Here is a 14,129-nt window from a genome sequence, read left to right on the forward strand (position 1 = left end):
TATGGCAATCAATCTTCAAAAAGGACAACGCATTAGCCTTGAAAAAAGCAACGGAAGTAAACTACAAAACATTTGTGTAGGAATTAACTGGGGCGCAATTGAGAAAAAAGGGCTCTTTGGCTTAAGCAAATCAAAAGAAGCGGTAGATTTAGATGGCAGTTGTACATTATATAATGAGAATAAGCAACTTTTAGAAGTAGTTTACTTCGGCAATTTAAAATCTAAAAATGGGTCTGTAAAGCATAGCGGTGATGATTTAACCGGCGATATGGGTGGCGATGATGGCCTGGATAATGAAATCATTACCCTTGATTTTTCTAAGCTGGAGGCCAATGTTTCTTACGTTGCTTTTGTGCTGAACAGCTTCAGAGGGCATGATTTTGGAACCATTCCTTTTGCTTCTATCCGCATTTATGAAGGCACCACTAAACAGGTAACTGAGGTTTTTGCTAAATATGATATTGCCAATGGTTCTAACTTCGCAGGCCATGTTTCGATGGTGATGGGTGTATTTTACAAGAAAAACGACGAATGGAAATTTAATGCCATCGGTGAACCTACAAAAGATAAAAAACTGGAAGATACAGTGAAAACGGTTACTCAAAATTATTTATAAGCCTGGCTTAACAAATATTTAAACTATGGAAACCAACCCTAACGTTACTCAAGACTTAACACCAGTAAAACTGGATAAGGACGGAAATGTAGACCTGGAGAAAATAACCCCTCAGGAAACCGAAAAATATGCAGCACTTGGTCAGTCGCTGGAGCCATCTGATGTCAATTCTATTTTAAACTATGGAAGTGATGCACAAAACTCGATGGAGAAATACAGTAATGATTTCCTGTCATCTGTAAGAACTTATAACAGTGGCGAGGTAGGTGGCTTAATTAACGAATTGTTGTCAGAACTGAATTATATAGATATTTCTGAACTGGAGCAAAGTGGTTTCAAAAGTTTTATTTCCAAAATTCCCTTTTTAAAATCGCTGGTTGTAGATGTGAAGAAGCTTTTCCAGAAATATGATGTAGTGGTAAATAATATTGATAAAATTACCAACAAAATCAAAGCTGGCCGACTAAATTCCATCAAAGATAACAGCTCATTGCAAACCATGTTTGATAGCAATGTGAGTTACATCCACCAGATGGAGGAACTGATTATTGCTGGTCAGTTAAAATACAACCAACTGACATTGAAACTGGCAGAAATGGAAGGCAGACCAGCAGATTATCAGGATTATGAAATTGCAGATCTGAGGGATTTTATCAGTCGGTTAGATAAGCGGTTGGCAGATATGAAAATTGTGCGTTTCATTATGTTGCAATCTCTGGCGCAGATTCGGGTGGTACAAAATAACAATACCTCTATTGCAGAAAAGGCACAATCAATTGTTTCGACTACAATCCCGGTATGGAAAAATCAGTTAACCATTGCGGTGGCATTACAAAGGCAAAAAGCCAATGTAGAAATGCAGAAGAAAATTTCTGATACCACGAATACCATTCTTCAAAAGAATGCAGAGATGTTGAAACAAAACAGTATCGATGTTGCGAAGGAGAATGAAAAAACGGTTGTATCTTTGGAAACCCTGAAAATAACAACATCATCGTTAATTGCAACACTGAATGAGGTAAAACAGATTCATGAAGCTGGTGCACAAAGCAGAAGAGTGCTGGATGGAGAGTTAAAAACTTTAGAAGCAGAGCTGAAAAAGAACGTAACCAGGGTGAGTTAAATTAAAGCATGGATGATTACCGTTTAAATATTTTAAAAAAATCAGGCACCGAAATCAGCCGTTTACAGTTGCTTTCGGTGTTTTTTGATGATGAGATTATCTATAAAATATTTTTAAGGAGCCAGGTGATTCATCAGTTATTTGCCAATAATGAAGAACTGGAGATCGATAAGCTTGATCTTTTTCATGTGCAGTTTACAGAAAGTGTAATTGCGTTGCTGCGAAAAATTAAAAAAAGCAACGAGAAAAATGTCAGCCTGATTTATGATGAAATTGATTTAAACGAAGAATTAATCAATAAAATTTCTGGCTCTGTAATTAATCAGCAGCAATTTGGTTTGGATAAGCAAAAGCAATCGCTAAAGGTTAATCAGTCTTTAAGAAGGTTATTTGCCGTTTTATCAGATCTCAGCAATGATTTCCCTTTTTCCAAAAATATCAGTGTTTTCAGTTCCAGATACGCCAACGATTTCTATTTCGACCTCAATACCGATCAACTTTCCAAGCTGATTGATTTTAGCACGAAGCAGGTATATACCAATGTTAATGCAATTATAGAACGTAAGTTGATGGGGCTGCTATGCAAATATGAATTTCGTACGCAGTTCGCATTTGGATTAAAGGCCGGGGAGCTGGTTATCGAAGTATATCAGTTTTTAGATATTGACAGGCATTTTCTGTTTTTCCCAAGTAGAAATTTATTCCTGTTCTGCGATTTAGCCATGCTCAATGGCGTAGAAAAGGAAAATAATTTATCAGAAAAAGAACGGATTGTGCAAGAGCTGGAGTATAAAAATGATAAACTCAAGAGTAATGCAGCTATGCTTAAAGTAGCTATCCCCGCAGAAATTGTTGCGTTACTGGAAGATAGCTACATTAAAATTTCGGATATTAATTTCTTAAATCACCTTAATAATTTCGATGTTCAATCGAACATTTTAAAGGCCATGCTTAAAACGGAATTGTTTTAACTAGCGACTCAACGTAGCCAGTTTATTTTTAAATAACTCCATTGTGCGGCTCCAGGCCAGCTTAGCGGCAACTTCATTATACCGGGTTGGCGAGGTATTGTTGTTAAAGGCATGATTTACGCCATCGTAGATGTAGATTTTATAATCCTTATTGTTTTCCTTCAATGCTTGCTCATAAGCGGGGATGCCAGCGTTAATGCGCTCATCAAGACCGCCATAATGCAACATCAGGCTCGCCTTAATTTTGGGTACATCAGCAGGATTGGCTTGTGCGCCATAATAAGCTACGGCTGCCTGTAATTTAGGATCATTAACCGCAAGTTTATTCGCCATGCCACCGCCCCAGCAGAAACCCATACAAGCCACTTTTCCGTTCGTATCTTTCCTGTTGCGGAGATATTCAAGTCCTTTCAGGTAATTTTGAAGGTTTTTTTCAGGATCTAATTTGCCAATCAGTTCACGGCCTTTGTCTTCATCGGCCGGCGTACCACCCAGTGGCGAAAGGGCATCTACACCTAACGCAATGAAACCTTCTGCGGCAACTCTTTTGGTTACCTCAATAATATGTGGGTTTAAGCCCCTGTTTTCATGAATCACCAATACACAGCCGAACTTTTTATCAGTTTTCGGCTTCGCCAGCACTGCTTTCATCTCGCCGTCCACGCCTGCATAGGTAATGTTTTCTATTAGAATTTCATCGCTGGTAAAAGATGCAGCAGCGGCGTAATTGTTTTCGAGTAAAGGTAAAATGGTCATGGCCATGGCTGTTCCACCAGCAAGCAAAGCCAGTTTCTTCATAAAATCTTTCCTGTTTAGCTGACTGTGGGTGTACTCATCGTAAAGGGTAATAATTTTCTGATCCATCTGAATTATTTTTTGGTTAGTTACAAGATATACATGCTGCAGGCATTTTCCTTTGGGTGAGCTAAAAGTTACAATACATCAATTCCCATTTGCGAATTAAATCTATTCTATGTTTGGTATACTTTGGCGTAAGGAACGGGTTTGACCAGTCGTCAAAATTATCATAGAAAAACTTCAGGAAAAAGATGTGAAAGCAGATGCCGAGATAGGGAATGGCTTCAATTTCGTCTGTAGTTAATTTTCTAACTTGTTGATAGGCATTTAAAAATATATCGAAATCGATCGCTGCCTGCTCTTTTGTGATTGCGTTATTCAACTGATGAAAGAAATAGTGATTTAAAAAAGACATCAAATCATTAATCAGGTAACCATAACCGGCAAAGTCAAAATCGAAGAAAGTAATATTCCCTGTTTCATCGAAATGGAAGTTTTTCGGAAACAAATCATAATGACAATAACCCATAGAAAATAAACGCGTATCAAAAGACGCGAACTTCTTAACAAGCCGGTCTGAGATCTCCTTAAGGTAATTCAGTTCCTCCGGCATTTCTTTAAGATGGGGTTCCAGTGTCTCCAGCGGATCAAACAAGGTGGTTTGAAAATCAAAAGCAGGTCTTGGATGATTCAGTTTGATTGCCGAGGTAGTTTGATGGAGTTTAGCAGTGGCTTTGCCTAATGTAACCAGCTGCTTTTCATTAAGATCAAGCATAACTTTCCCTTCAGCAAAAGTAAATAATACGCCGTTCCTGGTACCTTCAACGGCATTAAACTGTTGAATTTGCTGGCTGTTCAAATCTTTAACCGGGTAAGAAACCGGATTGCCTGCCGCCTTCAGCGCATTTAATAATTCCACTTCAGCCTTAATTTCTTCCAGCTTCCGGTGCGAATCACGATAAATCTTAAAGATAAACCTGTTTTTGCGGTTTTCCAAAAGATAAGTATCACTTACATTTTTGATGAGTAACCTGCAGGTGGTGTCAACAGGTAGCCCATAGGCTTTGATGATATAGGTTTGAAGTGCCGTGGAAGATAAGGTAGAGTATTGGGCAGGGAAGATATCTAATTTCATCAGATCTGGAGTTTGAGCTAAAGTTAATGTTTTAAAAAATATAGCCATTAATTAAGACTACCTTATCAGCCTTAAGGCATGCTGCTTTTTGATTTAGTTCTTATCCGTTGGAAGAAATATTTGATTGCCTTATTGATAGTTACATCAGGGATAAGGTTGGCATTGCAGAAAATTTTTTGAGCGCTCCGCTGGCCGCACATTTAACGGAAAATCTTAAGACATTATTTGCAAACCAACAACTTAAAAGTGCTGGCATAGGTAATGCAATAGTGGCGAGCCAGGATAAATTAGTCAGAAGCGATGTAATATACTGGCTGGACCGAACTCACGAGAACCAGTATGAGAATGACTTTTTTGATCTGATGGACAAGTTTGTGCTTTATCTAAATCAGACCTGCTATACGGGAATTACGGGTTATGAATTTCATTACACACTTTACGATCCGGGTACCTTCTATAAAAAACATATTGATCAGTTTAAAAATAACGGAAGTAGGCAGTATTCTATGATTATGTATTTGAACATTGGCTGGGCTTTTGGCGATGGGGGAGAGTTGTGCATTTACCACCTGGCGCATACCCAAAACATTTCACCAGATAACGGGAAGAGCGTTTTCTTCAAGAGTTCAGACCTGGCCCATGAGGTATTGGTAACCAGCAAACAGCGGCTGAGCATTACCGGATGGCTGAAAATTGATTAGCATTCGGATTTCGGAGGCAACCTTTCCAAATAAAGCCAATTCATTTATGCTGAATATTCTGCTGAAGGCTGAATTTGACCATTGGATAAATAATTGAAAATTAACTTTGAGATTACACGCAACCCGCCGACTTAACATACTTTTGGTGCTTTCGCGGATGATAGTTTAGAAAGCGGAAACCAACATTTAAACAAAAGATGAAGTATCTAGTAAAAGAAATAAGTGATGGAAATTGCGACATCACTTTATTGCCTGAAGATCTGAATGATCGGAATCTGTTAGCAGAAACAACCAGGCACACCGACAGAGATTACGAAAAAACAATTCAATTTCATTACGAACACGCGTTAAAAGCAAAGGTTCACAATAACGCAGCCTTTGTATCCTTAAATGAAAAAGAAAGCAACTATCCTAAAAGGGTAAACGTAAACTACCAGATTATTTACAGCTAATAATCTTTAGAAAAAGCAGTATCAGCCATCGATACTGCTTTTTTGCTTTAAGCCTTAGTTGTTTTTCATTTACCATTTATCGAAACTTTCACATTTGCACGTTGTTGTTCCTATAATCAAAAGAAAATATATGAGCAATCAAGATTCAAATTCATCTCCGCTGGAGGATGTAAACGAAAGAAAAGACCAGGAGCAGTTAAGTCAGCAGGCATTGGGTAATGCTGAAACAGAACCGACTGAAGATTTAGCTACCGATAACGATTTATTAAGTACACCCGTAACCACCGGAACGGGAAGTAATCCTGCTGCCGCTACACCAAATTCTTTAATTGTGCATGAAGATGAGGACGGAGAAAACCGTTACGAAGAAGGCGAAACAAATACCGATACAGACAAAGAATAATTTATAAAAGCATTATGGCAGAGGTTAAATTTCAAAATGACGGGGCAGCGCCTGATGCATTTAATTTGTTCGATCAGGATAAAAAAATTGGAGAAATGATCGTGGAGACCATTGGCGATAATCTCAAAGTTTATCATACGGAAGTAGATGATGAGCAGGCGGGTAAAGGTTATGCGAAAAAACTACTTGATGCCATGGCTGATTATGCCAGATCCAATCAGCTGAAAGTGATTCCATTGTGCAGCTATGTAGCCTTGCAATTTAAACGGCATCCCGATGAATATGAAGATATCTGGAATCAGGAGGTTAAGCCAACGTTTTAGGCTCCTCAGCCTATGGTTTAAAACTTAGTTATATTATCGCGTTGATTAATAGGGTTTTATGTTATTTATTGAAGTGGGCTTTTTAATCTGCCCGTTGAGGTTTCCAGTGGATACGGATTTTTCAAATTATAGTAACCTACCTAAAAATTTAAATCTGAAGGAAAAAATATCCCTTAATTTTTTCCTGTACCCAGTTATGCAGTTAATCAACAGCATCTCTTGTATTAACGCTATAGAAATTGGCTTCCGGGTTTTCTAAAATCTTCCGATTCTTATGTTTTATTATCTCTGGTTTCCGAAATAGAAAGCAGAACCGAAGCAGATACATCCCGGCGGTAATTAACAAATTGCTGATTACGCATGCCTTTCCGGCATGTTAATAAAAAGGCTAGCCTGATCATAATATACTTTGCTGAAACAGTTAAGCATTATAAATCCCATTGTGATTAAATTATCTATTGCATAAAGTTCAATAATCATATCAGGGTAAATAGCCTGAAACGCTCAAAAATAGCCTGGGGATTATAAAAGCCAGATTGCCGGTTTTAGGGCGCGAGATGAAGGTGTGATATCAAAGAAAAAGCAACTTTTGGTATTTTGAAAAGCACTCAATCTCACTATAAGGGAGATGTTTTTAAAATACTTTCCCGGAACTGGAAAGGCCGCTGCCGACATGGAAATTCAGTTAACTTTAAAAATAATCCTCATTATGAGAATATGTGTGTTTTTTTTAAGTTATTTGAATTCTAAATTAAAATTGTTTTGGTAAGTATTGATGATCTGGAATTATTGAATTCCCTGAGGGGCGGGAATAAAGCTGCCCTGGATTCAATCTATACCAGATATTTCAACTCTCTTTTCCAATACGGCATGCGGATGTTACAGGATGAAGATGCCGTTCATGATTGTATGCAGGATTTGTTCGTTAACCTATGGGTAAAAAGAAATAAACTACCGGATATTAACAATCTTCGGAATTACCTGATCTCTTCACTACGCAATGGCATAAACAATTTTCGTTTATCAGAAAAAAAACATGAATCTGTGCAGCTGAACGGAGAAGATCATTTTGATCTTAAGTTTACCGTTGAGTCTGAACTTATTAAAAAAGAAGAGCATAACGAAAAAGCAGTTAAGCTATCCGTTGCAATGAACAAACTTACTGCCAGGCAAAAAGAAATCATTTACCTCAGATATTTTGAAGAAATGGACTATTCTGAAATTGCCGGGGTAATGGATATGACCATCAAGGGGACCTATAAACTTAGTGCAAGGGCATTAGAGTCTCTTCGTTTGATTATGGGAGTTGATAAGGCGCTGGTATTGGCTATGCTTTTGTCTCTCAAAAACTAGGGGTAATTTCTGTTAATCTGATATAGTTACCTGCCTTTCTCAGTATAATCGCATACTTTTTTAATTAATTTTTTGTTTTTTTGAAAATAAACTGAATTTCATGGGGTAATTTTTTCGTTTTTACTGTCTTTGTAATGATTAGCTTATAAAAGGTAGCCAAATGAACAAAGAATTATATCAGTTTTACAGCATTGAGGATTTTTTACAGGATAACAACTTTATTAGGTATGTAAAATCCCGTGCTGAAGCGGACGTTTCGTTCTGGGAACTCTGGATTTCGGGGAAACCAGGTAATATCGATGCCTATAACGAAGCTTATGCCCAGCTGCTCATGATTTTTTCGCATCAGGAAATTCCTGTTCCTCATGGCTTTCAGGCAGCGCTTTGGATTGATATCAATAAATCAATTGATACTATAGAAAACAAACGAAGAAAATCTACCACCTATCTTTTATGGTCTTCATCAATTGCTGCATCAATTATAGCGGGGATCTTTTCGGTATGGTATTTTACAGGAAACATAGTTGTTCATACAGATTATGGACAAACGAAGAACCTTAAACTCACAGATGGAACTGAAGTTATTTTAAATGCAAACTCAACACTTTCTTATCCCCGGGCATATGCCTGGAAAAAGATCCGCTCCATGTCGCTGGAAGGCGAAGCTTATTTTAAAGTTAATCACCTAAACCAGGATACCCATAACATTAAGCGTGGTGAGGCTTTCGAAGCCGTAACCGGAAGCGTAGAGGTAAGTGTTCTTGGAACCGAATTTAACCTGAAACAACGACATGGTATTGCACTCGTTGGCCTGATCAATGGTAGAGTACTGGTTAAATCGATTAAAACCGGTAAAAAATACGTCATGCAACCTGGAAACGTAATCAAGGTAAACAGTGCAGATGGTAAAATAATCGTTAATCCACAAGGCTCATCCACACAATCTGCCTGGGTAGATGGTAAGCTGGTCATTAATCAAACCAGTGTGAAAGAGATTATTACCGCTTTCGAAGATTTATACGGCTATAAGATTATCCTGGATAATCCGGCTTTGGGCAACAAAAAAATCGACGGAAGTATTTCCATAAAAAGTGAGCAAAATTTATTGTTCACCCTAAGCAGCATTCTCAATGTAGATATTAAAAGAGAGGGCAAAGTCATCAGGCTTCAAACCAGGCCGTGATTGAAAACACAATCAAACAACCAACCAACCAAACAACCAACCAACAATGATCAGAAATTTTATCAAACCACACTACTATCTCATGATAGTAGTACTTTCTTTATCTCTGAGTTTTCGGGTTACCGCTCAAGAAAAACGAGTTACAGTAGAAGAAGCTTTAAACGCGATTTCGAAAAAGTACAAAACTAAATTCGCCTACGAGCACAACATCATTCAGGGTAAATTTACAGAAAGCGGTTATTTGAAGGCAAATTCTTTATATGAAACCTTAAAACGTGTGCTTTATAATAACAATCTGCTGTTTTTATATGTAAGTGAGGGCAATTATACAATTGTAAGCAGAGATGAAAAATTGTTTCAGCAACGGAGCGAACCATCGGCCACAAATGGTCCGATTGCCGATAGCGAAGAAATTTATTTAACAGGAAAAATCTCTGATGAAACCGGAGATGGCTTGCCTGGGGTAACCATCAAATCTAACGGATCTAACAGGGCTTCAATCACAGATAGGGATGGCAAGTTTGCCCTCTTTGTGCCGAAAACTACAACAGATGTTTCCTTCTCATACCTGGGATATCAGAGCTATAGCCAAACAATAACGCAGCGGACAAAGCACATTGTGGTTTCCTTAAAGCCTTCTACAGCGATGCAACTGGAGCAGGTTAATATCATTTCAAACGGTTACCAAGTATTGCCAAAGGAGCGCTCTACAGGTGCTGCAGTAGAAATTAAAGCTTCCGATATCGCGAAAATTAAATCTCCAAACCTTGTTCAGCGTTTGGAGAATCTGGCTGCAGGTTTAAAAGTTGATGTACTTAGTGATAATATGTTTACTTACGGAAATACCCAGGTAGGTATAAGTTCAGGCACCCGTACAGTTGGAAGAACGGATTATAACATAGCTATCAGAGGTACAAGTACTATCAGAGGCGAATCTTTTCCTTTAGTTGTGGTTGATGGTGCTATTTCTGAATTGGATTTATCAACAATTAATCCTAATGATATTGCCTCTATTACTATTTTGAAAGATGCCGCCGCCGCATCAATATGGGGAACACGCGCAGCAAACGGAGTTATTGTTATCACTACAAAAGTGGGAAGCCCAAACCAGGCGCCTAAAGTTTCTTTTTCGGCATCAGCAACGGTTTCAAATAAACCTAATCTGGATTATTTAAAAGTAATGAATGCCGCACAAGCGATTTCTTATGAACAAGATCTAATAGCGAAGAATTTAATAACGGTGCCAAATGCAAATAACTTTTTTGGTCAGCCAGTTTCTGATGTCACCGATTTAACTTTCAGGCGTAGAGCCGGGACCATTACACAGGAAGCTTATGATGCAGCCATAGGCAGGTTCAGTGCTATTGATAGTCGAGACCAAATTTCCCAATACTTGTTAAAACCATCCAATAATCAACAATATGATTTATCGGTAAGCGGCGGTGGTAAAAGCAGCGATTACTTTTATTCTGCATCATACAGTAAGGAAAATCCTTATACCGTGGGGGTTAGTGGCCAACGTTTTACAGTAACAATGAATAATAATTTTAAAATATTCAAGGTAGCAACATTATCAACAAACGTTAAGGGTTCGTTTTTTAACTTTAAGAATAACGGACAAAACCTGAATACCTTATTCAATCCTTCTGCAACTACCTTTATGCCTTACAACCAATTGGTTGATGATAATGGAAACCGCGTTAGTTATTCCAGGAAATATTACTCTGGCTGGGTAAATCAATTGCAAAATCAAGGTTATTTAAACTGGAAATATAATGCGCTTAATGAGCTTGATAATGCAGATAACACACAGAACGACAATAATTATATTATCAATCTGAATTTAAATGTTCCCATTTTTAAAGGCCTTTCTGCAAATGCATTTTATGGTAATGAAAGAAGCTTCAGCACTTCCAGGAATTATTTTAATGAGCAAACCTACGAATACAGAAATTTAGTAAATTCATATACACCTATCCCAACATCAGGGAATGCTGTTAATTCTATTGGCTTATCTCCTGGCTCAGGTATTTTAAAAAACATCAATACTACCAATAATAACTTTACGCTAAGAGGCCAGCTGAACTATGATAATATTTTTAATGGGGTTCATCAGTTAACCTTAATTGCAGGTTCAGAAATCCGTCAAACAAAAATCGGTCAGGGTTTTAACACCATGTATGGATATAATACTGGTACAGGGTTTTCAAGACCGGTAGATTTTTCTACGCCTTATCCAACTATCCTTTTTTTTAATGGCAACCTTGCTGGCAGCTCAACCCAGGAAGATAAAACAAGAAGATACCTGTCTTATTACAGCAATACAGCCTATACATTTAAAGGGAAATATACCCTTTCAGGAAGTATCCGTTATGATGATTATAATAACTTTGGAGTGGACCGTAAGTTCAGGGCAACCCCATTATGGTCTGGCGGAGTTAAATGGGATGTGTCTAAAGAATCATTTCTTAATAAGCAGAAGTGGATTAGCAACTTAAGCATCCGGGCTACTTATGGTGTAAATGGAAATATTTCCACACAACTTTTTCCATTTACTTATATTGCTTTAGCCAATACAGATTTAACTACCGGTTTACCTTATGCTTCCATTATTTCTCCTGCCAATCCAGAATTAAGATGGGAAAAAACTTATATAGCCAATTTAGGGGTAGATTTTGGTTTCTTAAATAACAGAATTACCGGTACTGCAGATATTTACAGCAAGCGAGGGAAAGATTTATTTTATGAATTTCCTGTCAACGGAACTTACGGTGTAACAACCTTAACCAGAAACTCAACCAACTTATCTGGAAATGGTGTTGATTTGAATTTAAGAGGTACAATCATTCGCCAAACTGACATGGAGTGGAACAGTGGGTTTAACTTTGCTTACAACAACAATACCGTAACAGATACCAGATTTGCAGTTACTTCTTCATTTTATTCTAATCCGGCTTACGGACCAAATTTATCCGGATATCCAATAGATAAATTATTTGTTTATAAAAATGCTGGTTTAGATGCAACAGGCCTAACACAGGTTTTTAATGAGAAAGGCGCTAAAGTTGCTGCCAGTCAAAACATTAGCGCTGTTGATGCATTAAGTTATGCAGGTAGACGGGCCGCTCCTTACTTTGGCAATCTCAATACTTCCTTCAGGTATAAAAAACTAACCTTATTTGCTATGGCTTCCTATCAGTTCGGAAGCATTTTCTTAAGACCAACCATTACCTCATATCCAACGGCAAGATTAGGTGTGAAATATGATTTACACGAAGATGTGGCCAAACGCTGGATTAAAGCAGGGGATGAGGCCTTTACAAATGTACCAGGTGCGGCAGGCATTTTTGCAGCGCAGAGTTTATTACGCTATCAGTAATCTGATATAAATGTTTTAAAAGGCGATTATATCCGTTTGCGAGAACTTTCCTTAAGTTATCAGTTGCCAGTTGAACGGGTAACCAAATTTGTAAAGGCAGCTAACTTTGCTTTTGCAGTAAGAAACCTTGGCTTATTGTGGACAGCCAACAAAGAGGGAATTGATCCTGATTTTGTGGCCGGTCTAAGTGCAACTTCTTTAAGTTTGCCGCCAGCAATTTCTTATAATTTTTCACTTAATGTTAACTTTTAATCCTCAACGGGTATGAATTTAAGATATAAAATATTTGGTTTTCTATTTGCGGCGGCCGCATTATCGGGCTGTAAAAAATTTGTAGATATTAAAACCCAGGGTAATTTAGTGCCGAATCAAACCATCAATTACCGTTACCTTTTAAACAGCACAAGCGCTTTTGAAAGTGTTGCTAATTTATCAGATTTTGCATCATCAGATATCAATATAAATGATGCCACACAACAAGGTTCATTATCAGGTTCTCAATCCAACGGCTATTTTAGCAATAGTTATAATTGGCAGCCTGTTATTTTTCCGTTTGGTACAGCTTATGAGCAAGATCCTGGTTGGAACGCGCTTTATGCAACGGTTTTAAGCAGTAACACCATCATTAACGAACTCCCGGCAAGTGATGGTAGTCAGGCAGAGAAAGATGCTTTAACAGCAGAGGCTTTGGTGCATAGAGCAGATGCCTATTTGAATTTGATTAACACTTATGCAAAACCATATAATCCGGCTACTGCATCTACCGATTCTGGCGTTCCGTTACTCCTTGTGCAAACCATCAGTCAGTCTTTAAACAGAGCTACCATTCAAACTGTTTATACCCAGGTTGTTAATGATTTAATTGCGGCTATTCCGGCTTTGCCAGTTACTCAGGCATATAATACGTTGCCATCAAAAGCATCAGCATATGGCGAATTAGCCAGATGTTATCTGTTAATGAAAGATTATGCTAATGCAGGAAAATATGCAGATGAGGCATTAAAACTGAGAAGCACAGTTAATGATTTATCTACGCTTACAAGCGTTACAAGTTCAAACTATCCGAGGCGGATTAATGATCCGGAGATTTTACTTTCAAAAGTATCTTTAGGTGGATCGTTAATATTTTCGCCAGCTGCCTTGAAATTAAGTGAAGAATATTTAACCTTGTTAGGTACAAAAGATCAGCGCTACACCTTGTTTACTGTTCCTGCAGCAAATATCTCCACCACTTATACAGGCCGTTTCTTTTACAAAGAAGGTGCAATTGGAGAAACCAGAAACCAAGGTGTATCTGTGCCGGAAATGATGTTAATCCGTGCAGAAGTTTACGCGAGGGCCGGTGATCTCTCAAGTGCTATGAATGCCCTTAATGCCCTGAGAATAAAAAGATTTAAGACCATTGATTATGTGCCATTAGTAGCCACGAGTGTAAATGACGCACTCACAAAAGTAATTGATGAACGCAGAAAAGAGTTTTTTGGTACCGCTATACGCTGGTGGGATATGAGAAGACTTAAAGACGAAGTGCTTTTTCAAAAAACTTATACCAGAATATTTAATGGCACAACTTACACGTTAGCACCTAACAGCAATAGGTATACCTTTCCAATTGCAGAATACCTTCGCAATTTAAATCCAGAATTAGAACAAAATCCATAATACACACAATTAACCAGGCACAACCTTTAC

At 37.9% G+C, this 14,129-nt stretch carries 14 protein-coding genes; 12 read left to right on the forward strand and 2 right to left on the reverse strand.

Annotated features, from left to right (window positions below; translation table 11 throughout):
• Position 1 precedes the first annotated feature (1 nt).
• The 3 genes from GJU39_RS18670 to GJU39_RS18680 are packed head-to-tail and all read left to right on the forward strand — an operon-like array spanning position 2 to position 2,710.
• A complete protein-coding gene (locus GJU39_RS18670; RefSeq protein WP_154282517.1) occupies positions 2-616 on the forward strand; it encodes a TerD family protein in 615 nt (204 codons plus the stop codon).
• Between the two features lie 25 nt (positions 617-641).
• On the forward strand, positions 642-1,739 hold the full coding sequence (locus GJU39_RS18675; RefSeq protein WP_154282518.1) for a toxic anion resistance protein: 1,098 nt from the start codon (positions 642-644) through the stop codon (positions 1,737-1,739).
• 8 nt (positions 1,740-1,747) lie between these two features.
• Positions 1,748-2,710 carry a hypothetical protein gene (locus GJU39_RS18680; protein WP_154282519.1) on the forward strand — a complete coding sequence of 321 codons (963 nt, stop codon included), beginning with the start codon at positions 1,748-1,750 and terminating at the stop codon, positions 2,708-2,710.
• On the opposite strand, the gene GJU39_RS18685 is transcribed toward GJU39_RS18680, so the two are convergent.
• Both GJU39_RS18685 and GJU39_RS18690 read right to left on the reverse strand, forming a co-directional pair.
• On the reverse strand, positions 2,711-3,574 hold the full coding sequence (locus GJU39_RS18685; protein ID WP_154282520.1) for a dienelactone hydrolase family protein: 864 nt from the start codon (positions 3,572-3,574) through the stop codon (positions 2,711-2,713).
• Positions 3,575-3,635: 61 nt separating this feature from the next.
• Complete coding sequence (locus tag GJU39_RS18690; protein ID WP_154282521.1) at positions 3,636-4,691, reverse strand: phosphotransferase enzyme family protein; 1,056 nt, start codon at positions 4,689-4,691, stop codon at positions 3,636-3,638.
• 59 nt (positions 4,692-4,750) lie between these two features.
• Between GJU39_RS18690 and GJU39_RS18695 the strand changes: the two genes are divergently transcribed.
• The 9 genes from GJU39_RS18695 to GJU39_RS18735 all read left to right on the forward strand — a co-directional run bounded on the left by GJU39_RS18695 (position 4,751) and on the right by GJU39_RS18735 (position 14,099).
• The gene (locus GJU39_RS18695) at positions 4,751-5,344 is read left to right on the forward strand and encodes a 2OG-Fe(II) oxygenase (RefSeq protein ID WP_154282522.1); all 594 of its coding nucleotides are present in this window, start codon (positions 4,751-4,753) and stop codon (positions 5,342-5,344) included.
• A gap of 197 nt (positions 5,345-5,541) precedes the next feature.
• Positions 5,542-5,796 carry a hypothetical protein gene (locus GJU39_RS18700; RefSeq protein WP_154282523.1) on the forward strand — a complete coding sequence of 85 codons (255 nt, stop codon included), beginning with the start codon at positions 5,542-5,544 and terminating at the stop codon, positions 5,794-5,796.
• Positions 5,797-5,926: 130 nt separating this feature from the next.
• A complete protein-coding gene (locus GJU39_RS18705; protein ID WP_154282524.1) occupies positions 5,927-6,199 on the forward strand; it encodes a hypothetical protein in 273 nt (90 codons plus the stop codon).
• Positions 6,200-6,213: 14 nt separating this feature from the next.
• Positions 6,214-6,522 (forward strand): GNAT family N-acetyltransferase, encoded by a 309-nt coding sequence (locus tag GJU39_RS18710; RefSeq protein WP_154282525.1) that lies wholly within the window; start codon positions 6,214-6,216, stop codon positions 6,520-6,522.
• Between the two features lie 762 nt (positions 6,523-7,284).
• Positions 7,285-7,875 carry an RNA polymerase sigma factor gene (locus GJU39_RS18715; RefSeq protein WP_154282526.1) on the forward strand — a complete coding sequence of 197 codons (591 nt, stop codon included), beginning with the start codon at positions 7,285-7,287 and terminating at the stop codon, positions 7,873-7,875.
• 160 nt (positions 7,876-8,035) lie between these two features.
• Entirely contained in the window at positions 8,036-9,058 is a 1,023-nt protein-coding gene (locus tag GJU39_RS18720; protein WP_154282527.1) for a FecR family protein, read from the forward strand.
• 82 nt (positions 9,059-9,140) lie between these two features.
• Positions 9,141-12,437, forward strand: coding sequence for a SusC/RagA family TonB-linked outer membrane protein (locus GJU39_RS18725; RefSeq protein ID WP_167515719.1), 3,297 nt, complete (start codon positions 9,141-9,143; stop codon positions 12,435-12,437).
• A 36-nt stretch (positions 12,438-12,473) separates the two neighbouring features.
• Positions 12,474-12,689 (forward strand): hypothetical protein, encoded by a 216-nt coding sequence (locus GJU39_RS18730; protein ID WP_154282529.1) that lies wholly within the window; start codon positions 12,474-12,476, stop codon positions 12,687-12,689.
• A gap of 12 nt (positions 12,690-12,701) precedes the next feature.
• Complete coding sequence (locus tag GJU39_RS18735) at positions 12,702-14,099, forward strand: RagB/SusD family nutrient uptake outer membrane protein (protein ID WP_154282530.1); 1,398 nt, start codon at positions 12,702-12,704, stop codon at positions 14,097-14,099.
• The last annotated feature ends 30 nt before the right edge of the window (positions 14,100-14,129 follow it).

This window comes from Pedobacter petrophilus, assembly GCF_009674725.1.
Taxonomy (GTDB): Bacteria; Bacteroidota; Bacteroidia; order Sphingobacteriales; family Sphingobacteriaceae; genus Pedobacter; species Pedobacter petrophilus.

Bases quoted from the DNA above. Each gene is read 5' to 3' on its own strand.
- GJU39_RS18670 (WP_154282517.1), top strand. From the start codon at position 2: ATGGCAATCAATCTTCAAAAAGGACAACGCATTAGCCTTGAAAAAAGC.
- GJU39_RS18675 (WP_154282518.1), top strand. From the start codon at position 642: ATGGAAACCAACCCTAACGTTACTCAAGACTTAACACCAGTAAAACTG.
- GJU39_RS18680 (WP_154282519.1), top strand. From the start codon at position 1,748: ATGGATGATTACCGTTTAAATATTTTAAAAAAATCAGGCACCGAAATC.
- GJU39_RS18685 (WP_154282520.1), bottom strand. From the start codon at position 3,574: ATGGATCAGAAAATTATTACCCTTTACGATGAGTACACCCACAGTCAG.
- GJU39_RS18690 (WP_154282521.1), bottom strand. From the start codon at position 4,691: ATGGCTATATTTTTTAAAACATTAACTTTAGCTCAAACTCCAGATCTG.
- GJU39_RS18700 (WP_154282523.1), top strand. From the start codon at position 5,542: ATGAAGTATCTAGTAAAAGAAATAAGTGATGGAAATTGCGACATCACT.
- GJU39_RS18705 (WP_154282524.1), top strand. From the start codon at position 5,927: ATGAGCAATCAAGATTCAAATTCATCTCCGCTGGAGGATGTAAACGAA.
- GJU39_RS18710 (WP_154282525.1), top strand. From the start codon at position 6,214: ATGGCAGAGGTTAAATTTCAAAATGACGGGGCAGCGCCTGATGCATTT.
- GJU39_RS18720 (WP_154282527.1), top strand. From the start codon at position 8,036: ATGAACAAAGAATTATATCAGTTTTACAGCATTGAGGATTTTTTACAG.
- GJU39_RS18725 (WP_167515719.1), top strand. From the start codon at position 9,141: ATGATAGTAGTACTTTCTTTATCTCTGAGTTTTCGGGTTACCGCTCAA.
- GJU39_RS18735 (WP_154282530.1), top strand. From the start codon at position 12,702: ATGAATTTAAGATATAAAATATTTGGTTTTCTATTTGCGGCGGCCGCA.